The organism is Streptomyces sp. NPDC029151 (genome assembly GCF_055564315.1).
Map to the genome: position 1 here is coordinate 42415 of NZ_JBVHWQ010000018.1, position 20533 is coordinate 62947.

Sequence of the window (20533 nt, forward strand, 5' to 3'; positions counted from 1 at the left end):
TGGTTTGTCGTACCGGTGAATCGGGATGAAAGGGGGTAAATCGGGTAAGCGGGTCGGTCGTACGAATCAAACACATGGCGGGGTATCGGCGGCCGGCCGTCCGGCAGCCGGGACTTTGCCCTTGCCCACCGGGTAACGTCGGGGCGTGCCCGCCGACCCACTGCACCGCGCCGGTGAACCACAGCGCAGCACGACGAGCCAGCCGCCCGGCGGCTCGGCGGCGAGCGCGATCGAGGTCCGCAGGAGTGCCCGGCGCCGCCGGACGGTCTCCGCGTACCGCGAGGGCGATCGCACCGTCGTACTGATCCCCGCCCGGATGTCGAAGGCGGAGGAGCAGCGCTGGGTCACCGTGATGCTCGACAAACTCGCCGCCCAGGAGAGCAGGCGGGTGCTGGGCGACGCCGAGCTGACCGGGCGGGCCGAGCGGCTGTCGGCCCAGTACTTCGACGGCCGGGCCCGGCCCGCCTCCGTGCGCTGGGTCACCAACCAGAACACCCGCTGGGGTTCGTGCACCCCGGCCGAGGGCAGCATCCGGCTCTCGCACCGGTTGCAGGGAATGCCCGAGTACGTCATCGACTACGTGCTCTGCCACGAGCTGGCGCATCTGCTGGTGCCCGGCCACGGCCCCGACTTCTGGCGGCTGCTGGAGGCCTACCCGCGCACCGAGCGGGCCCGTGGCTACCTGGAAGGGGTGGTCGCCGCCGCACGGCTGCCGCACGTGCCGGGAGCGCGGGACGAGCGGGAGGCCTGAGCGTCCCGATGTGAGCGGCCGGGTGCGGTTTGGTACCGGGTCTGTACCGACGGCCACCCTCCGGGGCCGATGCCGGTCTTTGCCGTTAGCCTGGCGCGACGCACTCACATTCGGGATGGGGGACGGTCGTAACGCATGGCCAGGGAATTCCAACGCGGCCACAAGGCCAGGATCAGTGACCTCACGGCGGGCACGGATCTGTACGTAGGCGTGCAGATCGCCGCACCCGGACTGACCTTCGACATCAGCTGCTTCGGTCTGGACGCCGACGAGCGTCTCTCGGACGACCGGTACTTCGTCTTCTTCAACCAGCCGAAGTCCCCGGAGGAGTCCGTCCAGCTGCTGGGTGCCCAGGCGGGTGACACGGAGTCGTTCCGGGTCACGCTCGACCGGATCCCCTCGCACATCCGCAAGCTGTCCTTCACGGCGACCATCGACGGCGCCGGCCAGATGTCGCAGATCGCTCCCGGCTACCTGCGCATCGTGGCGGGCGGCGAGGAGGTCGCGCGGTACTCCTTCTCGGGAGCGGAGTTCTCGACCGAGCGTGCCGTGATGCTCGGTGACTTCTACTTCAAGGACGGATGGCGGTTCGCCGCCGTCGGCCAGGGCTTCGACGGCGGCCTGGAGGCGCTGCTGAAGAACTTCGGCGGTGAGGTGGCCGAGGAGGAGACGCCCGCCGCCCCGCAGCAGCCCCAGCAGCAGCCCGGCGCGGTCCCCGGTTTCGCCCCGCCCGCCCAGACGACGCCGCCGCCCGCGTTCGGCGCCCCGTCCGCGCCGCAGCCCGCCCCCGCCCCGGCGCCGCAGGGCTTCGCCCCGCCCCCCGGCCACACGCCTCCGCCCGGCCACACCGCGCCCGCGCCCCCCGCCCCGGCCCCCGCGCCGGGCGTGCACGGTGCGCCGACGATCATCGCGCCCATGACCCCGCCCGCCGGCAGCGTCCCGCCGCCGGCCGCCCCCGCCCCGGCTCCCGCGCCCTACGGCCAGCAGCCCTCCTACGGCGGTGGGCCCGGCGCGCCGCTGCTTCCGGGCTACGACCAGCAGCAGCCCCCCTACGGCGGCGACCGGCCGGCCCCGCCCATGCCCCCGGGCTACGGGCAGGTCCCCGGACAGCAGACCGCCCCCTACGGAGTGCCGCAGGGCGCGCCCCAGGGCGGTGCCGGGGTGGCGGCCGGGCTCCAGGCGTTCAAGGAGACGCCGACCGGCCAGCGCTGGACGCAGCAGAACAAGAAGCTGGTCCGCGTCGACCTCGGCATCGGCGGCCGGCCCGTGCTGGCCCGGCAGGGCAGCATGGTGCTCTACCAGGGCAAGGTCGACTTCAGCTACAAGGGCGCCGGCTTCATGGGCCGGGTCGTGGGCAACGCCACCGGCCAGGAGATGCAGCTGATGCGCTGCACCGGCCAGGGCCAGGTGTTCCTCGCCGAGAACTCCACCCACCTGCACCCGGTGGAGCTGCAGGGCGACGCGATCTGCGTCTCCGCCGAGAACGTCCTCGCCTTCGACGAGAGCCTGCAGTACGAGGTCCGCCGCATCGAGGGCCACGGCATCCCGGGCGGCGCGCTGTTCACCATGCAGTTCCAGGGCACCGGCACGATCGTCGTCAAGACGCACGGCACGCCCGTGGTACTGCCGGTCACGCCGACCACCTTCGCGGACTGCAACGCCGTCGTCGCCTGGTCGGCCGCCTCCCAGGTGATCGTCTCCAGCCAGGTCCGCATGCGCCGCAACGCCTACCCGGGCGACACCGGCGAGAGCGTCAACCTCCAGTTCCGGGGCGCGCCCGGCAACTTCATCGTCGTCCAGCCGTACGAGGTCTAAGGGGAGCCCGTCATGAACCAGCCGCTCGCGGGCCACGCCCCCGCACCCGTCACCGCCCGCATGGAGAACCACGGCAGCCACATGCTGAAGGTCGCCCTGCAGACCGGGAACGACCTCCTCGCGCGCGTGGGCTCGATGGTCGCCTACGAGGGCTTCATCCAGTACGAGCCCAACCCGCCCGCCGTCCGGCAGATCGCCCGCGACTGGGTCACCGGCGAGGGCGCCCCGCTGATGAAGTGCACCGGCGACGGCCTGCTCTACCTCGCCGACTACGGCGCCGACGTCGTCGTGATCAACCTCAACGGCGACGGCATCTCCGTCAACGCCACCAACCTGCTCGCCTTCGACGCGCACCTGACCTGGGGCGTGGAGCGCGTGAAGGGGCTCGCGAAGTTCGCCGGGCAGGGCCTGTGGAACACGCGGATCTCCGGGCAGGGCTGGGTCGCGCTGACCTCCCGGGGCAAGCCGATCGTCGTGGACTGCGGCGGCGGCGAGGACGAGACGTACGTCGACCCCGACGCGCTCGTCGCCTGGTCGCCGAACCTGAAGGTGAAGGGCAAGCGCAGCTTCAAGGCCCAGTCGCTGATCGGCCGGGGCAGCGGCGAGGCCTACCAGATGGCCTTCTCCGGCCAGGGCATCGTCGTCGTCCAGCCCAGCGAGGACAGCACCGACCGCCTCCGGATCCGGGGCTGAGGGGGAGCCAGAACACCATGCAGAGCCCGCTTTTCGCGCACAACGACCTCCAGACCCGGGAACGCTGGAGCCTGCAGAACAAGCAGATGCTCCGGATCACCCTGGAGGGCCACGACGACCTCCTCGCCCGCAAGGGCACGATGGTCGCCTACCAGGGCCTCGTCGAGTTCGACGCCGAGTACCGCAGCAACAACCAGGCCCACGCCCGTGCCCGCACCGGCGAGGGCCTGGACCTGATGCGCTGTCACGGCCAGGGCACGGTCTACCTCGCCAACCTCGCCCAGCACGTGCACATCATGGACGTCGAGCAGGACGGGCTGACCGTCGACAGTTCCTACGTCCTCGCCATGGACTCCTCGCTGCACCACGAGGTCATCGCCGTCGACAGCCTCTACGGCATCTCCGGCTCGGGGAAGTACCAGCTCAACATCACCGGACGCGGCAAGGTCGCCCTGATGACCTCGGGCGCCCCGCTGCTGATGCAGGTCACGCCCGACCGGTACGTCAACTGCGACGCCGACGCGATCGTGGCCTGGTCCACCGGGCTGCGCGTGCAGATGCAGGCCCAGACGCACTCCTCCGGCGTGTGGCGGCGGCGCGGCAACACCGGAGAGGGCTGGGAGCTGAGCTTCATGGGCACCGGGTTCGCGCTCGTGCAGCCCAGCGAGCTGCTGCCGCCGCAGAACGCCGTGGTCGGGCAGGGCCTCGCCGCCCAGTTCGGCATGGGCCAGCAGGGCGCCCGCGGCCAGAACCAGGGCAACGTCTGGAGCTGAGCCGCCGGAGAGGCGGGGCGCCCGCCCGCGACGCCCCGCGCCCGCCCGCGACGCATCCGCGCACGTCGGACTGCACCCGCGATCGTCCGAGTGCACCCGCGATCCTCGGCGTCCACCCGCGCCCGCCCGCGCCGTCCACCCGCGCCCGCCCGGGCGGTCGGCGGCGGGCACGGGCGGCCAGGTGTCGTCAGGAGCGACGCCCGGCGCGGCCGAGGTCACGTGCGGCCGGCCCTCACCCGGTCAGAGCCTGGCGAGGGTCGCCTCCAGCAGACGTGCCACCGACTCGTCGGCGACGTCGGCCACCTCGTCGTAGGCGAACCAGCGCAGGTCGAGCGACTCGTCGCTGATCTCGTGCACCGCGCCGGGCGGGGCCAGGACCGCGTACTGGACGTCGAAGTGACAGTGGCACGGCGCCGGGATCGGATGCCGGTCCAGCCGCACCGGGCCGCCGGGCAGCAGCGTCAGCCCCGCGATCCCGGACTCCTCCGTCGCCTCGCGCAGGGCCGCCGCCGCCAGCGTCGGGTCGCCCGGCTCGCAGTGACCGCCCATCTGCAGCCACATCCGCAGCTTCCGGTGCAGCGTGAGCAGCACCCGGCCGCGCCCGGGATCGATCACCAGGGCGCTGGCCGTGACATGGCCCGCGTGACAGGCCTTGCACATCCCGTCCGGGTGGGCCGCCAGATGGTCCAGGTAGGCCTGGCGCAGCTCTCCCTGGTCCTCGTACCCCTTCAGGACGAGGACCGCGTCGTCGTACAGGCTCACTCGGTGTCGTCGTCCCCGGTCTCGCCGTCGTCCTTCTTGCGCAGGTCCGGCTTGCCGTGGGCGCCGCCCGCCGCCTCGCCGAGCATCTTGTCCAGCTCGGAGAAGTCCAGCTGCTCGCGGTGGACGAAGCCGTCCGGGTCGTCCAGGTCGGTCGCGGTCGGCAGCATGTCCGGGTGGGCCCACAGGCCGTCCCGGCCGTCGATGCCGCGCGCGTCCGTGAGCGAGGCCCACAGCCGGGAGGCGTCGCGCAGCCGGCGCGGGCGCAGCTCCAGACCGATCAGCGTGGCGAACGTCTGCTCCGCCGGACCGCCGGTCGCGCGACGCCGGCGCAGCGTCTCGCGCAGGGCGTCGGCCGACCCCAGACGCGGCTTCGCGGCGGCGTGCACCACCGCGTCCACCCAGCCCTCCACGAGCGCCAGAGCCGTCTCCAGACGGGCCAGGGCCGCCTTCTGCTCGGGCGTGTCCTCCGGCTGGAACATGCCCTGCTGGAGCGCGTCCTGCAGCTGCTCCGGGTTCTGCGGGTCGAACTGGCCGACCACGTCCTCCAGCTTGGCGGTGTCGACCTTGATCCCGCGCGCGTAGCCGTCGACCGCACCGAACAGGTGCGAGCGCAGCCACGGCACGTGCGCGAAGAGCCGCTGGTGGGCCGCCTCCCGCAGGGCCAGGTACAGCCGCACCTCCTCCTGCGGCACGCTCAGGTCCTTGCCGAACGCCTCCACGTTGACCGGGAGCAGCGCGGCCCGGCCCGCGGGGCCCAACGGCAGGCCGATGTCGGTCGAACCGACGACCTCGCCCGCCAGCACGCCCACGGCCTGCCCGATCTGCGTGCCGAACATCGCGCCGCCCATCGAGCGCATCATGCCGATCAGCGGGCCCGCCATGGCCTGCATCTCCTCCGGCAGGACGTCACCCATGGCCGCGCCGACCCGCTCGGCGACCGGGTCGACCAGCTCCTGCCAGGCCGGCAGGGTCGCCTCGACCCACTCCGCGCGGGACCAGGCCACAGCCGAGGCGGAACCCGACGGCAGGGACGTCACGTCGTCCAGCCACAGGTCGGCCAGGCGCACGGCCTCCTCCACCGCCCGGCGCTCGGCCGGGCCGACACTGGCGTCCTTCGTGCCGTCCGACGTGCCCTGGGCGACCGTCTGGCGGGCGATCTGCTTGGCCATGTCCCAGTTCACCGGGCCGCCCTCGTACGAGAGCATCTGGCCCAGCTGCTGGAACGCGGCGCCCAGGTCGGTGGGGTTCAGGGAACCGAACATGGCAGCGAGCGGGTTGTCGGCGCCGGGACCGCCGAAGCCGCCGGCTCCGGGCAGGCCGCCGAAACCGAACGGATTGGCCGGTCCCTGCTCACCACCGCTCTGCTGGTCCTTCTTCTTGCCCTCGTCGCCGTCTTCCGGCTCCTCCGGCGGAAGGCCGAAACCGAATGGGGTGTCACTCACGGGATTCCTCGGCTGGTAAGGCCACCGGTATCCTCCGGCGGCGCGGCTGCCCGACAACACCACCCAGCGTAGACACCCTGGCCCGATCGGGCCTCGGTGCTTCGCCTGCGGAAGGCCTGCGGCAGGATGGATGCACCTGGTACGCACGCGTCACTCGCGCCCGTACTGAAGACAACCGCTGGAGACGCCCGGTGAGTTCCCCAGATCCGCAGGTTCGCGCAGCGCGAAACCCCTCAGCCCGCCCGTCGCCCGACCACCGCCCCTCGACGACGGCCGCACGCGGGCCCGTCGTCGCGGTGACCGGCGCCGCCACCGGGGTCGGCGCGCTGCTCACCGAGCGGCTCGCCGCCTCCGAGGAGATCAAGCAGGTCCTCGCCATCGACGAGCGCCGCGGCGAGTGCGCCGACGCCGAGTGGCACATCCTCGACGTACGCGACCCCGCCATCGCGGACAAGCTGCGGGGCGCCGACGTGGTCGTCCACCTCGCGCTCGACCTGGACCTGGAGACCGACCCGGCGGCGCGCACCGCTTACAACGTCCGGGGGACCCAGACCGTCCTGACCGCCGCCGCGGCGGCCGGGGTGCACCGCGTGGTGCTGTGCACCTCGGCGATGGTCTACGGCGCGCTGCCCGACAACGAGCTGCCCCTGTCGGAGGACGCCGAGCTGCGCGCGACCGCCGAGGCGACCGGGGTCGGGGACCTGCTGGAGATCGAACGGCTGGCGCGCCGCGCGCCGCGCGCGCACCCGGGGCTCAACGTCACCGTGGTCCGTCCGGCCGTCCTGGTCGGCGGCACCGACACCGCGCTGACCAGGTACTTCGAGTCGCCGCGGCTGCTCGTCGTGGCCGGTTCGCGGCCCGTGTGGCAGTTCTGCCATGTCGAGGACCTGTGCAGCGCCCTGGAGTACGCCGTCCTGGAGAAGGTCGACGGGGAGCTGGCCGTCGGCTGCGACGGCTGGCTGGAGCAGGAGGAGGTCGAGGAGCTGAGCGGGATCCGGCGCATGGAGCTGCCGTCGGCGGTCGCGCTCGGCGCGGCGGCCCGGCTGCACCGGATCGGGCTCACCCCGTCCCCGGCGGGCGACCTCGCCTACACGATGTACCCCTGGGTGGTCAGCGGCAGCCGGCTGCACGACGCGGGGTGGCGGCCGAAGTGGACCAACGAGGAGGTGCTCGCCGAGCTGCTGGAGGAGGTCGCCGGGCGGCACACGGTGGCCGGGCGGAGGCTCGGGCGCAAGGACGCGACGGCGGCCGGTGCAGCGGGCGCCACGGTCGCCCTGCTGGGCGCGGCCGCGGTCGTGCGGCGGGCCCGCAAGGTCCGACGGCGCGTGTGAGCCACGGGCGCCGTACGAGCCACGGACGCTGTACGAGCCTCCAAAGCGCCCCGCGCGCGTGACGGGCGAACGTCGTATTCCGCGTTGTCCGACCCGTACGGCACGATGGACGCATGGCACACACGAACGACCACCCGGGTGAGCAGGCCGCTCAGGATCCCATCAGGCTGATCGCCATCCGCGAGACGCCGCTCTCCGTGGACGAGGTGTTCCGGGCCGTCGGGGACGACGCGGCCGGAGGTGTCGCGCTGTTCGTGGGCACCGTGCGCAACCACGACGGGGGCGCCGACGTGGACGCGCTCGGGTACTCGTGCCACCCCAGCGCCGAGGCCGAGATGCGGCGGATCGCCGAGAAGGTCGTCGCCGGCTTCCCCGTGCGGGCACTGGCCGCCGTGCACCGGGTGGGGGACCTGCGGGTGGGGGATCTCGCCGTCGTCGTCGCCGTGGCCTGCCCGCACCGCGGGGAGGCGTTCGACGCCTGCCGCAAGCTGATCGACGACCTCAAGCACGAGGTGCCCATCTGGAAGCACCAGAAGTTCTCGGACGGCACGGAGGAGTGGGTCGGCGCCTGCTGACCCCGGCCGCGGCCGGCCGGATCCCGCCGGTCCCGGCCGCACCTCCGGCCGTCTCCGGCCGTCTCCGGCCGTCTCCGGCCCCACCGCCCTCGTCGTCTCCGCCGCACCTCCGGTCACATTGCGCCAACCGTGCACTCCGGTTGCGTAACCGCCCCCCTGGCGTGAGCGTTGTCCGTGCGGATGGTTAATCTGCTGATCAGTCAGTTGCGGACGCTCACGGCGTACGGGAGGTCGGCATGGGGGTGCTTGTCTGGCTGCTGATCCCGCTTGTGGCTGCGATCGGCGGCGGGCTGTGGGGCAGTTGGGCCAATCGGACCCGCAAGGCCCGCAGTGATGGTCCTGAGCTGGACGGATACGCCCGGTTCCGGGAAGCCATGGAGAAGTCGCACCCGGGCGCGCGCGGCGCGTGACCGGGGTGCCCTGACGGTGCGCTGACAGAGGCGTCCCGTACTGTCGAGGCATGCCACGCCGCACCGCGACGATGCTCGCCTCGACCCTGATGCTGATCGCGCTCCTGTGCGCGGGAGTGCTCATCCCCGTGCCGTACGCGGAGATGTCCCCCGGCCCGACCGTGAACACGCTCGGGGACCACGACGGCGAGCCGGTGCTGCAGATCTCCGGGCACAAGACCTATCCGGCGTCCGGTCATCTGAACATGACCACCGTCCGGGTCACCAGCGCCGACTACCGGATGAACCTCGTCGAGGCCGTCTACGGCTGGCTCGCCCACGACAGCAAGATCGTCCCGCACGACACGCTCTACCCGGACGGCAAGACGGAGGAGCAGTCCACCCAGGAGAACGCCGAGGAGTTCAGCCAGTCCCAGGAGAGCGCCAAGGTCGCCGCCCTGAAGGAACTGGGCGTCCCGGTGAAGTCCTGGGTGATCGTCTCCACGGTCGTCAAGGGCTCCCCGGCCGAGGGCAGGCTGCACGCCGGCGATGTGATCAAGGCCGTCGACGGCACGGCGGTCAAGCAGCCGGCCGACGTCGCCAAGCTGGTGACCAAGCGCAAGCCCGGGCAGAAGGTCGTCTTCACCGTCGTCCCCGCCAAGGACCAGGAGACCGCCGAGAAGACCCACAAGCCGGCCACCCGCACGCAGGACGTCACGATCACGACCGCGACCTCCGACGACACCGGGGCCAAGCGGGCCATCGTCGGCATCTCCGCCGGGACCGACCACACCTTCCCGTTCACCATCGACATCAAGCTCGCCGACGTCGGCGGGCCGAGCGCCGGCCTGATGTTCGCCCTCGGCATCTACGACAAGCTCACCCCCGGCGACCTCACCGGCGGCAGCTTCGTCGCCGGCACCGGCACCATCGACGACAACGGCACGGTCGGCCCCATCGGCGGCATCGAGATGAAGACCGTCGGCGCGCGCGGCAAGGGCGCCCGGTACTTCCTGACGCCCGCCGACAACTGCGCGGCGGCCGCCAAGGACACCCCGGACGGGCTCACCCTGGTCCGGGTCAAGACCATCGGCGACGCCCTCGACGCGCTGAAGGACATCCGCGGCGGTGACACGGCCGCCCTGCCGAAGTGCACCACCAAGGGCTGAGCGGACGGTGACACGGCCGGGGGCGCTCCCTGACCACCAGGGGCGCCCCCGTCGCCGTACCGGAAGAGGACCTCAGTCGGCGAACGTCGCCGCCAGCGCCTCCGCCAGACCCGGCACCAGGTCCGGGCCGGTCAGGACCTCCGTCGGGGAGTCCTTCTCGCGCAGCCGCAGCGCCGACTCGCGGCCGCCGTCGCGCAGCACCGCCACCGTCATCCGGACCTCCTGGCGCTCGGGGTGCTCCGCCACCCACTTGGTCAGCTTGGCCTCGCTCAGACCCTGCGGGACCTGCGCCTCGGCGGACGGCGGCAGCATCAGGCGCTCCACGGAGAGCGCGCAGCCGACCACGGCGTCGGGCCAGGCGATGGTGCCGAGGAACTCGTCGAGGGGCTTGCCGGACGGGATCTCGTCCTGCTCGATCGGGGTGAGACCGGCGGTCTCGGACTCGTCCTCCAGGCCCAGCTGGGCCGCGAGAGCGGGTTCCTGAGTCCGCAGCCGTGCGGTGTCTACGAGGGCGAAGAGGCGAGCGGGCTGGTCCCAGCCGAGGCCGGAGACGTACTCGTCGATCTCGAGTACGGCCCGGGTGAGCGGGCTCGCTGCCATGGGAGTGTTGGACATGGTCACAATCCTGCCTCGTTCCCGGCCGGAATCGGGAACCGAGTAAACCGTGAGTAAGTTGCATAAGTGTGGGCCCGCGATCACGGGGGGCCACGGCGGGCCCGCGAACCCGAGGGCCTGACGGATCGACAGCGAACTTCGAGGTGCGCACCTTGGCTTTCCAGATGCCGGACCGCGGCGGAGGCCCGACGGGGCCACGGATCAGAGCGGGCCGCCCGTCCCGGAGGGTCCGAGTCCTGCTCGTGACACTGGGCGTCCTTGCCGTCCTCGGCATGGCGTTCACGATGTTCGCGGGCTTCTGGACGGACTGGCTGTGGTACCGGTCGGTGCACTACTCGTCCGTGTTCACCACCACCCTGTCCACCAAGATCGGGCTGTTCTTCGTCTTCGGCCTGCTGATGGCGTCCGCGGTCGGCCTCAACATCTGGCTCGCGCACCGGCTGCGGCCCCCGCTCAGCGCCATGTCCATGGAGCAGCAGAGCCTCGACCGCTACCGCATGGCCGTCGCGCCGTACAAGAAGTGGCTGCTGCTCGCGGTGACCGCCCTGGTCGGGCTGATCGCCGGCGCGTCGGCGTCGAGCCAGTGGCGGATCTGGCTGATGTGGGTGAACGGCGTGCCGTTCCACGAGAAGGACCCGCAGTTCCACCTGGACGTCTCCTTCTACGCCTTCGACCTGCCCTGGTACCGCTTCCTGCTGGGCTTCGGCTTCGCCGCCGCCATCCTGTGCCTGATCGCCGCCGCGCTCACCCACTACCTGTACGGCGGGCTGCGCGTCACCAGCCCGGGCGCGCGTGCCACGGCCGCCGCGACCGGGCACCTGTCGGTGCTGCTCGGCATCTTCGTCGCGCTCAAGGCCGTCGCCTACTGGCTCGACCGGTACGGTCTCGCGGTCAAGTCCAGCGACTTCAAGGCGACCGACAACTGGACCGGCCTGCGGTACGTCGACGCCAACGCCTACCTGCCGGCGAAGACGATCCTGTTCTGCATCGCCGTCATCTGCGCGCTGCTGTTCTTCGCCACGCTGTGGCGGCGCACCTGGCAGCTGCCGGTCATCGGGTTCGGCCTGATGGTGCTGTCCGCGATCCTGATCGGCGGTCTGTACCCGGCGATCGTGCAGAAGTTCCAGGTCCAGCCGAACGAACAGGCGAAGGAGGCGCCGTACGTCCAGAAGAACCTGAAGGCGACCCGCGACGCGTACGGCATCGACGACACCGAGGTCACCGAGTACGCGGGCAAGTCGACCACCACGGACAAGGCGAAGCTCCGCGACGACGCCAACGACGCGGCGAGCATCCGCATCCTGGACCCGAACATCGTCTCGCCGACGTTCCAGGTGCTCCAGCAGATGAAGAACTACTACGGGTTCCCGACCAACCTGGACGTCGACCGGTACCCCACCAAGGACGGCAAGGAGCAGGACACCGTCCTCGGTCTGCGCGAGCTGAACCTGGACGGCGTCCCGAAGAACAACTGGATCAACGACCACTTCCGTTACACGCACGGCTACGGCGTGGTCGCCGCCAAGGGCACCGAGGCCAACGGCAACGGCGAGCCGGTCTTCACCGAGTACGACCTGCCGTCCCGGGGTGACCTCGGCACGTACCAGCAGCGGATCTACTACGGCGAGAAGACCACCGCCTACTCGATCGTCGGCGGTCCCCAGAAGGAGATCGACTACTCCGACAACAAGGGCGAGAAGACCACCAGCTACCGGGGCGGGAGCGGGGTCAACCTCGACAACCCGGTCAACCGGGCGGCGTACGCCGTGGCGTTCAACGAGCCGCAGATCCTCTACTCGGGCGCGATCGGCAAGGGCTCGCGGATCCTGTACAACCGCACGCCCAAGGAGCGGGTCGAGGCGGTCGCCCCCTGGCTGACCATCGACGGCGACGCCTACCCGGCCGTCGTCAAGGGCCGCATCCAGTGGATCGTCGACGCCTACACGACCACCAACGGCTACCCGTACTCCTCCCGTACGACCCTCGGGGACACGACGGCCGACTCGCTGACGGCGACGAACAACTCGCGCGCGGTGGTGGCCCAGCAGAACCAGGTCAACTACATCCGCAACTCGGTGAAGGCGACGGTCGACGCCTACACCGGCGAGGTCAAGCTGTACGAGTGGGACACCAAGGACCCCGTGCTCAAGACCTGGATGAAGGCGTTCCCCGGCACGGTCGAGCCGCGCGGCGCGATCTCCCCGGAGCTGATGGGGCACCTGCGCTACCCGCAGGACCTGTTCAAGGTGCAGCGCGAGCTGCTCACCCGCTACCACGTGACGGACGCCGAGACCTTCCTCACCGGCAGCGAGGTGTGGCAGGTGCCGGACGACCCGACCAACAAGTCGGGCAACGCGGTGCCGCCCTACTACCTGAGCATGAAGATGCCGGACCAGACACGGCAGGCGTTCTCGCTGTCGACGACGTTCACGCCCAACGGGCGGTACAACCTGAGCGCGTTCATGTCCGTCGACGCCGAGGCCGGCACGCCCGACTACGGGCGGATCAGAATCCTGAAACTGCCGACCAGTACGACCGTCGACGGACCGAAACAGGTCCAGAGCCAGTTCAACTCCGAACAGGACATCGCCGCCGCGATCAAACTCCTCAAGGGCGGCGACTCGGAGGTCGAGTACGGCAACCTGCTGACCGTGCCCCTGGACGGCGGCCTGCTCTATGTCGAACCCGTCTACGTCCGCGGTGGTGGTCTGAAGTACCCCCTGCTGCGCAAGGTTCTGGTCACCTACGAGGGCCAGACCGCGTTCGAGAACACGCTCGGCGAGGCGCTCGACAAGGTCTTCGGCACCAGGAGTTCGGCCGCAGAGCCACCCGGTACCGGCACCACCAACCCGCCGGGCACCGTCAACCCCACCGTCAGGCAGGCCCTGGAAGACGCCCAGAAAGCCTTCGACGCCGGGCAGGAGGCGCTGAAGCAGGGGCCGGACTGGGACGCGTACGCCAAGGCGCAGAAGGAGCTCCAGGACGCGCTGAAGCGGGCCGAGGAAGCCCAGTCCAAGGCCGGCGAGCGGACCGGCGGCAAGAACGGCGACAAGGCCGCGACCAGCGACAAGACCAGCGACAAGACCGGCGACAAGACCGGCGACAAGGCCGGCGGCAAGAACGGGAACTGATCAAGACGCCTCCGCGCCGTGGTACGGTTGACCAGCAACGGCGCGGGGTGGAGCAGCTCGGTAGCTCGCTGGGCTCATAACCCAGAGGTCGCAGGTTCAAATCCTGTCCCCGCTACTGAAGTCGAAGGCCCGGATCCTACAGGGATCCGGGCCTTCGTGGTGTGCGAACTCATGTACCGGGGGGAGGGACGGCCGCGCCGCCGTGGGGAGTTGGGCGGTATGTGTTTGACTTGTCTCCCTGTGGGCATGTCGACAAAACGCTGAAGTGACCTCACGGGCTGCGGTATACCGGGTGTACCCAGGTTGCAGGTGGTGCGACGATGGACGTTATGGGGGACAAGGCAAATCTGTTCGGGACAGGGCGATTTGTGCAACCTGCCGGTACGGAGCCGGCCCGCGACGAGATGGCGGACATGGGGGAGGCCGCCGAGGAGACGCGCCTCGCGCTCGCCGCGCAGAGCGGTGACGTCGAGGCGGCGAGCGTCCTCGGAGCCATGCTGCTGCGCCGCGGCGACCTCGACGGAGCCGAACCCCATCTGCGTGCGGCCACCGCGGCCGGCGACCGGGCCGCCGCCAACAACCTGGGCGTCCTGCTGCACCAGCGCGGCTACCCGGAGGAGGCGGCCGGCTGGTGGCGGATCGCCGCCGTAGCCGGTTCCGCCGCCGCGGCGCACGCCCTGGGACGCCACCACCGCGAGCGCGGGGACGAGCCCGCCGCCGAGTACTGGCTGCGCCAGTCCGCCGAGCAGGGCCATGTCCTCGGCGCCTACGCGCTCGCCGACCTGCTGGAGCACCGCGGGGACGTCGGCGCCGAGCACTGGATGCGGGCCGCCGCCGAACGCGGACACCGTGAGGCCGCCTACCGGCTGGCGCGCGCGCTCGACCGCACGGCCGGACCGGGGGAGGAGACCGCGACCGACAACGCTGTCGCGGAGGCCGAGCAGTGGTACCGGCAGGCCGCCGCGCGCGGGCACCGGCGGGCCGCGCTGCACCTCGGGGCGATCCTGGAGAAGCGCGGCGAGCTGAAGGAGGCCGGGCGCTGGTACCTGACCTCGGCCAAGGACGGCGAGCCCCGGGCCGCCTGCGCGCTCGGCTTCCTGCTGCGCGACGCCGGCGACAGCGAGAGCGCGGCCGTGTGGTGGCTGCGCGCCGCCCAGGAGGGCGACGGCAACGCGGCCAACGCGCTGGGCGCGCTGCACGCCGAGCGCGGCGAGACCCAGACCGCCGAGCGCTGGTACCGGGCCGCGCTGAACGCCGGCGACGACAACGGCGCCTACAACCTCGGGCTGCTCTGCGCCGAGCAGGGCCGGACCGCCCAGGCCGAGCAGTGGTACCGGCGGGCCGCCTACGCCGGACACCGGGAGGCCGCGAACGCGCTGGCCATCCTGCTGCTCCAGGGCGGCGACACCACCGGCGCCGAGCCCTGGTTCTCCAAGGCCGCCGAGGCCGGCAGCGTGGACGCCGCGTTCAACCTCGGCATCCTCTACGCCGGACGCGGCGAGGAGGAGATGGCGCTGCGCTGGTACGAGCGGGCGGCGGCCGCGGGCCACGCCGAGGCCGCGCTCCAGGTCGGGATCGCCCGGCTGCGCGAGGGCGACGAGCAGGAGGCCGAACGGCACCTGCGCTGTGCGGCGGGCGGCGGCAGCGCGGAGGGCGCGTACCGGCTGGCCGCCCTGCTCGACGCGCGCCGGCCACCGGAGCCCGCGCACGAGCTGGGCGAGACGGTGCAGGAGAAGACCGAGTGCGAGGAGTGGTACGAGCGTGCGGCCGCGCAGGGGCACCGGCGGGCGCAGGTCCGGGTCGGCATGCTCGCGGCGGCCCGGGGTGACGTGGTGGAGGCGGCACGCTGGTACCGGGCGGCGGCCGAGGCCGGCTCCCGCAACGGCGCCTTCAACCTGGGCCTGCTGCTCGCCCGCGAGGGCAGCGAGCCGGAGGCCGCGGTGTGGTGGACCCGCGCGGCGGACGCCGGGCACGGACGGGCGGCCCTCCGGCTGGCCCTGGTCTACGCGCGTCGCGGAGAGCTGGCGGAGGGGCAGCGGTGGGCCGACCGGGCGGTGGCCCTGGGGCCGGCGGAGGTGGCGGAGCGCGCGGGGCGCCTGCGGGACGCGCTGCGCGAGGAGCTGTCGGCGTGACCTGGGGCACTCGCCGCCAAGCGATTTGCGCCGGGGCGCAGGGGTCACGTAGTGTCGTGTTCACCGACGCGGGGTGGAGCAGCTCGGTAGCTCGCTGGGCTCATAACCCAGAGGTCGCAGGTTCAAATCCTGTCCCCGCTACTGAAGGCCGAGGGCCGGAGTCCAGAGATGGGTTCCGGCCCTCGGTGTTTTCCTGCGCGCACACGGAAGAGAAGCCCCGGCGGATGCCGGGGCTTCTTCGCGTTCGGGTGCGCTAGGCGCTCGCGCAGTTCGGGCACAGCCCCCGGTACGTCACCTCGACATCCGACACGGCGAAGCCGAAGCGCTCCGCGTCGGGGAGGTCGGCGAGGGGGTTGCCGGTCGGGTGCACGTCACGGATCGCACCGCACCGGGCGCAGACCAGGTGGTGGTGCGGCCGGTGTGCGTTGGGGTCGTACCGCTTGGCGCGCTTGTCCGTCGTGACTTCCAGCACCTCGCCGAGCGTGACCAGCTCGCCCAGGGTGTTGTAGACGGTCGCCCGGGAGATCTCGGGCAGCTTCGCGACAGCGCGCGCATGGACCTCGTCGGCCGTCAGGTGGACGTGCTCGCCGTCCAGGACCTCGGCCACCACGCGCCGCTGCGCGGTCATCCGCCATCCGCGTCCACGCAGCCGTTCCAGAAGGTCGCTCATGGCCACCAGCCTAACAGGAAGGAGCACCAGGTCGGGAATAGGTGTGACTTTGGATCACCGCTTGACTTAGACAAAGTCCATTGTAGGATCGGAAACGACTTTGGCCACAGGACAGGACTAGTCAGTGATGACGCAGGAGGCGCACGTGACGCAGGGACCGCTCACCACGGAGGCCGGTGCTCCGGTCGCCGACAACCAGAACAGCGAGACGGCCGGCGTCGGCGGGCCGGTCCTGGTCCAGGACCAGCTGCTGCTGGAGAAGCTCGCGCACTTCAACCGCGAGCGCATCCCCGAGCGCGTGGTGCACGCCCGAGGGGCCGGCGCCTACGGCACCTTCACGGTGACCGCCGACGTCACGCCGTACACGCGCGCGGCCTTCCTCTCCGAGGCCGGCAAGCAGACCGAGGTCTTCCTGCGCTTCTCGACCGTGGCCGGCAACCTCGGCGCGGCGGACGCCGTCCGCGACCCGCGCGGCTTCGCGCTGAAGTTCTACACCGAGGAGGGCAACTACGACCTCGTCGGCAACAACACCCCGGTCTTCTTCATCCGGGACGCGGTCAAGTTCCCGGACTTCATCCACACCCAGAAGCGCGACCCCTACACCGGCTCCACGGAGGCCGACAACGTGTGGGACTTCTGGTCGCTGTCCCCGGAGTCGACCCACCAGGTGACCTGGCTCTTCGGCGACCGCGGCATCCCGGCGTCGTACCGGCACATGGACGGCTTCGGCTCGCACACCTACCAGTGGAACAACGCGGCGGGTGAGGTCTTCTGGGTCAAGTACCACTTCAAGACCGACCAGGGGATCAAGAACCTCACCGCGGAGGAGGCCGAGGTCCTCGCGGGCCGGGACCCCGACTCGCACCAGCGCGACCTGCGCGAGGCCATCGAGCGCGGCGAGTTCCCGAGCTGGACCGTGGGCGTGCAGATCATGCCGGCGGCGGACGCGGCGACGTACCGCTTCAACCCGTTCGACCTGACCAAGGTGTGGCCGCACGCGGACTACCCGGTCATCGAGATCGGCAAGCTGGAGCTGAACCGCAACCCGCGGAACATCTTCGCCGAGGTCGAGCAGTCGATCTTCTCCCCGGCGCACTTCGTGCCCGGCATCGGGCCGTCGCCCGACAAGATGCTCCAGGGCCGGCTCTTCGCCTACGGAGACGCGCACCGCTACCGCGTCGGCATCAACGCCGACCACCTGCCGGTGAACCGCCCGCACGCCACCGAGGCGCGCACCAACTCCCGCGACGGCTTCCTCTACGACGGCCGGCACGGCGCGGCGAAGAACTACGAGCCGAACAGCTTCGGCGGGCCGCAGCAGACCGGCCGGCCGCTGTGGCAGCCGTTCGACGGCTTCACCGGCGGCACCGGCAACCACCCGACGCCCCTGCACGCCGAGGACGACGACTTCGTGCAGGCGGGCAACCTCTACCGGCTGATGTCGGAGGCGGAGAAGGAGCGGCTGGTCGCCAACCTGGCCGGTTTCCTCTCCAAGGTCTCGCGCGAGGACATCGTCGAGCGCGCCGTCGGCAACTTCCGCAACGCCGACGCCGACTACGGCAAGCGGCTCGAGGCGGCGGTGCAGGCGCTGAGCGGCTGAGCCGGCCGCCTTCGCGGCTGGGCGGGCCGGACCCCACGGTGCTCGGGGTCCGGCCCGCTTTCGCGTGATCAGGACACGGGGGCCGGTTCGCGGGCCGGGGCCCAGCGGCGGATGATGTCGCGGACCGAGACGATCCCGGCCACCTCCCCCCGGTCCAGGACGACCAGGTGCCGGAAGCCGCCGTGGGCCATGGCCCGGGCCGCCTCCTCCAGGGTCCAGGTGGGGGCCGCGAAGACGACGTCGGTGGTGGTGTGGGCGTGGATGCGCTCCGCGTCCGGGTTCTGGCCCAGGCCGACGGAGTTGAGGATGTCGCGTTCGGTGAGGATGCCGATGCCGCCGGCGTCCGGGTCCAGGACCACGGCGGCGCCGACGCGGCGGGCGGACATCAGGGCGGCTGCCTGGCGCAGGGTGTGGGCGGGGCCGAGGGTGAGGATCACCGTGCTCATGGCGTCACGGACGAGCATGGATGGGCCACCTTCCTGGGAATCCCCGGTCGGTTCGGGGATTCACAAGTTCACATGTGGGGGTGGACCCAGAGTGCCAGGTAAAGGGAGGGTCAACAAGGGGGCGTGCGAGGCCCGTTGAGGGCGTACCGGGAGTACTCCCCTTCCTCACCGGCGTCCCGGTGGCGTCTCACCGACGCGGCCGGAGGTACTCCAGCAGCTCGTCGTGGAGCAGGCCGTTGGACGCCGCCGCGTTGCCGCTGTGCGGGCCCGGGCGGCCGTCGAGACCGGTGAACGTGCCGCCCGCCTCCGTCACGATGACCGCGTTGGCGGCCATGTCCCACAGGGACAGCTCCGGCTCGGCGCAGATGTCCACGGACCCCTCGGCGACCATCATGTACGGCCAGAAGTCCCCGTACGCGCGCGTGCGCCACACCTGGCGGCCGAGGTCCAGGAAGCCGTCCAGACGGCCCTGCTCCTCCCAGCCGGACAGCGAGGAGTACGCGAACGAGGCGTCCGCGAGCTTGCCGACCCGGGAGGTGTGGATGCGGGCCGCGGAGGTGAGGTTGCGGCCGGTGAACGCGCCGTGGCCCTTCGCGGCCCACCAGCGGCGGCCGAGGGCGGGGGCGGAGACGAGGCCGACGACGGGCTCGTAGCCGCCCTCGCCCGCCTCCATCAGGGAGATCAGCGTCGCCCACACGGGCACACCGCGGACGTAGTTCTTGGTGCCGTCGATCGGGTCGACCACCCAGCGGCGGGGACCGCTGCCCTCGATGCCGTACTCCTCGCCGAGGACGGCGTCCCGGGGGCGGGCGCGCTGGAGCTGGCCGCGGATCAGCTCTTCCGCCGCCTTGTCCGCCTCGCTCACCGGCGTCATGTCCGGCTTCGTCTCCACCTTCAGGTCGAGAGCCTTGAAGCGGGCCATGGTGGCGGCGTCGGCGGCGTCCGCGAGGACGTGGGCGAGGCGCAGGTCGTCGAGGTAGTCGGGCATGTAAGGCACGGTATCCGCCGGGGTCGGTGCCGGGCTACAAGGGGGCGGTGGCGGCGCGGCCGTACGCGGTGTCGCGCGCCCGCGTGAGAGCCGCCGACGACCCGCGTACGGGGGCGCGAACCCTTGACAGTGCATACGAGCGCGTCAAATCTGGGCGCAGAGTCGCCGTGCTCCAGGGAGGCGAGGATGCCCGCTGCCCGGGAATCGCTGTTGGACGCCGCGTACCGGGCGCTCGCGCGCCGGCCCTGGTCCGCGGTGCGGATGGTCGACGTGGCCGTACAGGCGCGGGTGTCCCGGCAGACCCTGTACAACGAGTTCGGCAGCAAGGACGGCCTGGCCCGGGCGCTGGTGCGGCGGGAGGCCGACGGATACCTCGCCGGTGTCGAGCGGGCCCTCGCCGGCGCGGCCGGAGCGAGGGACCGGCTGACCGCCACCGCCGAGTGGACGGCCACGGCGGCCCGGGAGAACGCGCTGGTCCGGGCCATGCTCACCGGCTGCTGGACCGAGTGGCTGCCGAGCCCGCCGCTCACCGCCGTACCGTCCACCACCGCGGTACCGGCGCAGCACCGGGCGGACGGGCCGCTGCCCGCGCCCCGCGACTTCGTGCGGATCGTCCGGGACCGCGCGGCGACCGCGCTGGCCGGCCCCGGCGCGGACCCGGCCGACACCGCCGAACTGCTGCGCTCCTGCGAACTGGTCGTACGCCTCGCCCTGTCCTGCGTGGCGGCCCCGCCCGGCGAGGGCGGGATGGGGGAGCTGGTGCGGGCGGTACTGCCCCGGCACCTGGTGTGAGGCCGCGGGCATCGCCGTCGCCGGACGCGCGGCTCCGCGCTCGCGCGACGCGGCACCGGCGTGGGCGGCCGGCGCTCCGGGATCCACGGCCCGGGCGGACCACCAGCACCCGGCCGGTGCCCCCGCCCCCTAGTGGGCCGACCCCGACAGCTGAAGTCCGATCACCCCGACGATGACCAGGCTGATCGAGACGATCTTCAGGGTGGAGACCAGGTCGCCGAGGAAGACCATGCCGTAGATCGCGGTACCCGCCGCGCCGATGCCGGTCCAGACGGCATACGCCGGGCCGACGTCCAGCTTCTTCAGGGAGAGGGTCAGCAGACCGAAACTGCCCAGGGCGAACGACGCGAAGGCGATCGTCGGCCACAGGCGGGTGAACCCGTGCGAGAGCTTCAGGCACACGGCGAAACCGGTCTCCAGAATCCCGGCCACTATGACCAGCAGCCACGCCATGTGCGT

The 20533-nt window shown here is 71.8% G+C and carries 19 protein-coding genes and 2 tRNA genes; 14 read left to right on the forward strand and 7 right to left on the reverse strand.

The annotated features are described in order from the left end of the window. Positions 1 to 145: 145 nt before the first annotated feature. The 4 genes from ACZ4VF_RS37070 to ACZ4VF_RS37085 all read left to right on the forward strand — a co-directional run bounded on the left by ACZ4VF_RS37070 (position 146) and on the right by ACZ4VF_RS37085 (position 4032). Complete coding sequence (locus ACZ4VF_RS37070; protein WP_467931581.1) at positions 146 to 751, forward strand: M48 metallopeptidase family protein; 606 nt, start codon at positions 146 to 148, stop codon at positions 749 to 751. A gap of 135 nt (positions 752 to 886) precedes the next feature. After that, on the forward strand, positions 887 to 2566 hold the full coding sequence (locus ACZ4VF_RS37075) for a TerD family protein (RefSeq protein ID WP_467931582.1): 1680 nt from the start codon (positions 887 to 889) through the stop codon (positions 2564 to 2566). Positions 2567 to 2578: 12 nt separating this feature from the next. Further along, on the forward strand, positions 2579 to 3259 hold the full coding sequence (locus ACZ4VF_RS37080) for an AIM24 family protein (protein ID WP_189302159.1): 681 nt from the start codon (positions 2579 to 2581) through the stop codon (positions 3257 to 3259). A 17-nt stretch (positions 3260 to 3276) separates the two neighbouring features. Continuing rightward, the gene (locus ACZ4VF_RS37085; protein ID WP_467931584.1) at positions 3277 to 4032 is read left to right on the forward strand and encodes an AIM24 family protein; all 756 of its coding nucleotides are present in this window, start codon (positions 3277 to 3279) and stop codon (positions 4030 to 4032) included. A gap of 240 nt (positions 4033 to 4272) precedes the next feature. Here ACZ4VF_RS37085 and ACZ4VF_RS37090 read toward each other — a convergent pair whose 3' ends face one another. Together ACZ4VF_RS37090 and ACZ4VF_RS37095 are read right to left on the reverse strand one after the other, a co-directional pair. Beyond that, positions 4273 to 4794 carry an NUDIX hydrolase gene (locus tag ACZ4VF_RS37090; RefSeq protein WP_467931585.1) on the reverse strand — a complete coding sequence of 174 codons (522 nt, stop codon included), beginning with the start codon at positions 4792 to 4794 and terminating at the stop codon, positions 4273 to 4275. After that, the gene (locus ACZ4VF_RS37095; protein ID WP_467931586.1) at positions 4791 to 6236 is read right to left on the reverse strand and encodes a zinc-dependent metalloprotease; all 1446 of its coding nucleotides are present in this window, start codon (positions 6234 to 6236) and stop codon (positions 4791 to 4793) included. Before ACZ4VF_RS37095 ends, ACZ4VF_RS37090 begins: the two co-directional genes overlap by 4 nt. Positions 6237 to 6427: 191 nt before the next feature. On the opposite strand from ACZ4VF_RS37095, the gene ACZ4VF_RS37100 reads away from it, so the two are divergent. The 4 genes from ACZ4VF_RS37100 to ACZ4VF_RS37115 all read left to right on the forward strand — a co-directional run bounded on the left by ACZ4VF_RS37100 (position 6428) and on the right by ACZ4VF_RS37115 (position 9700). Next, a complete protein-coding gene (locus ACZ4VF_RS37100; RefSeq protein ID WP_467931588.1) occupies positions 6428 to 7567 on the forward strand; it encodes an SDR family oxidoreductase in 1140 nt (379 codons plus the stop codon). Positions 7568 to 7680: 113 nt separating this feature from the next. Next, on the forward strand, positions 7681 to 8142 hold the full coding sequence (locus tag ACZ4VF_RS37105; protein ID WP_467931589.1) for a molybdenum cofactor biosynthesis protein MoaE: 462 nt from the start codon (positions 7681 to 7683) through the stop codon (positions 8140 to 8142). A 236-nt stretch (positions 8143 to 8378) separates the two neighbouring features. Next, positions 8379 to 8552 carry a hypothetical protein gene (locus ACZ4VF_RS37110; protein WP_467931590.1) on the forward strand — a complete coding sequence of 58 codons (174 nt, stop codon included), beginning with the start codon at positions 8379 to 8381 and terminating at the stop codon, positions 8550 to 8552. Positions 8553 to 8602: 50 nt separating this feature from the next. Next, positions 8603 to 9700, forward strand: a complete 1098-nt coding sequence (locus tag ACZ4VF_RS37115) for a YlbL family protein (protein WP_467931592.1) — start codon at positions 8603 to 8605, stop codon at positions 9698 to 9700. Positions 9701 to 9772: 72 nt separating this feature from the next. On the opposite strand, the gene ACZ4VF_RS37120 is transcribed toward ACZ4VF_RS37115, so the two are convergent. Beyond that, entirely contained in the window at positions 9773 to 10315 is a 543-nt protein-coding gene (locus ACZ4VF_RS37120; protein ID WP_467931593.1) for a PPA1309 family protein, read from the reverse strand. A 164-nt stretch (positions 10316 to 10479) separates the two neighbouring features. Between ACZ4VF_RS37120 and ACZ4VF_RS37125 the strand changes: the two genes are divergently transcribed. The 4 genes from ACZ4VF_RS37125 to ACZ4VF_RS37140 all read left to right on the forward strand — a co-directional run bounded on the left by ACZ4VF_RS37125 (position 10480) and on the right by ACZ4VF_RS37140 (position 15719). Continuing rightward, a complete protein-coding gene (locus ACZ4VF_RS37125) occupies positions 10480 to 13446 on the forward strand; it encodes a UPF0182 family membrane protein (RefSeq protein WP_467931623.1) in 2967 nt (988 codons plus the stop codon). 41 nt (positions 13447 to 13487) lie between these two features. Further along, a tRNA-Met gene (locus tag ACZ4VF_RS37130) sits at positions 13488 to 13561 on the forward strand. 205 nt (positions 13562 to 13766) lie between these two features. After that, a complete protein-coding gene (locus ACZ4VF_RS37135; protein WP_467931595.1) occupies positions 13767 to 15578 on the forward strand; it encodes a tetratricopeptide repeat protein in 1812 nt (603 codons plus the stop codon). Positions 15579 to 15645: 67 nt separating this feature from the next. After that, positions 15646 to 15719 (forward strand) — tRNA-Met (locus ACZ4VF_RS37140). Between the two features lie 112 nt (positions 15720 to 15831). On the opposite strand, the gene ACZ4VF_RS37145 is transcribed toward ACZ4VF_RS37140, so the two are convergent. Then, positions 15832 to 16248, reverse strand: coding sequence for a Fur family transcriptional regulator (locus ACZ4VF_RS37145; protein ID WP_467931596.1), 417 nt, complete (start codon positions 16246 to 16248; stop codon positions 15832 to 15834). A 145-nt stretch (positions 16249 to 16393) separates the two neighbouring features. On the opposite strand from ACZ4VF_RS37145, the gene ACZ4VF_RS37150 reads away from it, so the two are divergent. Then, complete coding sequence (locus tag ACZ4VF_RS37150) at positions 16394 to 17848, forward strand: catalase (protein WP_467931597.1); 1455 nt, start codon at positions 16394 to 16396, stop codon at positions 17846 to 17848. Positions 17849 to 17916: 68 nt separating this feature from the next. Here the strand turns inward: ACZ4VF_RS37150 and ACZ4VF_RS37155 are convergent, their stop codons facing one another. Further along, entirely contained in the window at positions 17917 to 18312 is a 396-nt protein-coding gene (locus ACZ4VF_RS37155) for a CBS domain-containing protein (protein ID WP_467931598.1), read from the reverse strand. A 169-nt stretch (positions 18313 to 18481) separates the two neighbouring features. After that, positions 18482 to 19282 carry a histidinol-phosphatase gene (gene hisN / locus ACZ4VF_RS37160; RefSeq protein ID WP_467931599.1) on the reverse strand — a complete coding sequence of 267 codons (801 nt, stop codon included), beginning with the start codon at positions 19280 to 19282 and terminating at the stop codon, positions 18482 to 18484. 186 nt (positions 19283 to 19468) lie between these two features. Here hisN and ACZ4VF_RS37165 point away from each other — a divergent pair, with 186 nt between their 5' ends. After that, positions 19469 to 20074, forward strand: a complete 606-nt coding sequence (locus ACZ4VF_RS37165; RefSeq protein ID WP_467931601.1) for a TetR/AcrR family transcriptional regulator — start codon at positions 19469 to 19471, stop codon at positions 20072 to 20074. A gap of 129 nt (positions 20075 to 20203) precedes the next feature. Here ACZ4VF_RS37165 and ACZ4VF_RS37170 read toward each other — a convergent pair whose 3' ends face one another. Beyond that, on the reverse strand, positions 20204 to 20527 hold the full coding sequence (locus ACZ4VF_RS37170; protein ID WP_030787784.1) for a DMT family transporter: 324 nt from the start codon (positions 20525 to 20527) through the stop codon (positions 20204 to 20206). Between the last annotated feature and the right edge of the window lie 6 nt (positions 20528 to 20533).

What these genes read in the sequence shown, in the direction of transcription:
- ACZ4VF_RS37125 (WP_467931623.1), top strand. Translation starts at nt 10,480, where the DNA reads ATGCCGGACCGCGGCGGAGGCCCGACGGGGCCACGGATCAGAGCGGGC.
- ACZ4VF_RS37105 (WP_467931589.1), top strand. Translation starts at nt 7,681, where the DNA reads ATGGCACACACGAACGACCACCCGGGTGAGCAGGCCGCTCAGGATCCC.
- ACZ4VF_RS37165 (WP_467931601.1), top strand. Translation starts at nt 19,469, where the DNA reads ATGCCCGCTGCCCGGGAATCGCTGTTGGACGCCGCGTACCGGGCGCTC.
- ACZ4VF_RS37145 (WP_467931596.1), bottom strand. Translation starts at nt 16,248, where the DNA reads ATGAGCGACCTTCTGGAACGGCTGCGTGGACGCGGATGGCGGATGACC.
- ACZ4VF_RS37135 (WP_467931595.1), top strand. Translation starts at nt 13,767, where the DNA reads ATGGACGTTATGGGGGACAAGGCAAATCTGTTCGGGACAGGGCGATTT.
- ACZ4VF_RS37155 (WP_467931598.1), bottom strand. Translation starts at nt 18,312, where the DNA reads ATGCTCGTCCGTGACGCCATGAGCACGGTGATCCTCACCCTCGGCCCC.
- hisN (WP_467931599.1), bottom strand. Translation starts at nt 19,282, where the DNA reads ATGCCCGACTACCTCGACGACCTGCGCCTCGCCCACGTCCTCGCGGAC.
- ACZ4VF_RS37120 (WP_467931593.1), bottom strand. Translation starts at nt 10,315, where the DNA reads ATGTCCAACACTCCCATGGCAGCGAGCCCGCTCACCCGGGCCGTACTC.
- ACZ4VF_RS37115 (WP_467931592.1), top strand. Translation starts at nt 8,603, where the DNA reads ATGCCACGCCGCACCGCGACGATGCTCGCCTCGACCCTGATGCTGATC.
- ACZ4VF_RS37170 (WP_030787784.1), bottom strand. Translation starts at nt 20,527, where the DNA reads ATGGCGTGGCTGCTGGTCATAGTGGCCGGGATTCTGGAGACCGGTTTC.
- ACZ4VF_RS37075 (WP_467931582.1), top strand. Translation starts at nt 887, where the DNA reads ATGGCCAGGGAATTCCAACGCGGCCACAAGGCCAGGATCAGTGACCTC.
- ACZ4VF_RS37080 (WP_189302159.1), top strand. Translation starts at nt 2,579, where the DNA reads ATGAACCAGCCGCTCGCGGGCCACGCCCCCGCACCCGTCACCGCCCGC.
- ACZ4VF_RS37085 (WP_467931584.1), top strand. Translation starts at nt 3,277, where the DNA reads ATGCAGAGCCCGCTTTTCGCGCACAACGACCTCCAGACCCGGGAACGC.
- ACZ4VF_RS37110 (WP_467931590.1), top strand. Translation starts at nt 8,379, where the DNA reads ATGGGGGTGCTTGTCTGGCTGCTGATCCCGCTTGTGGCTGCGATCGGC.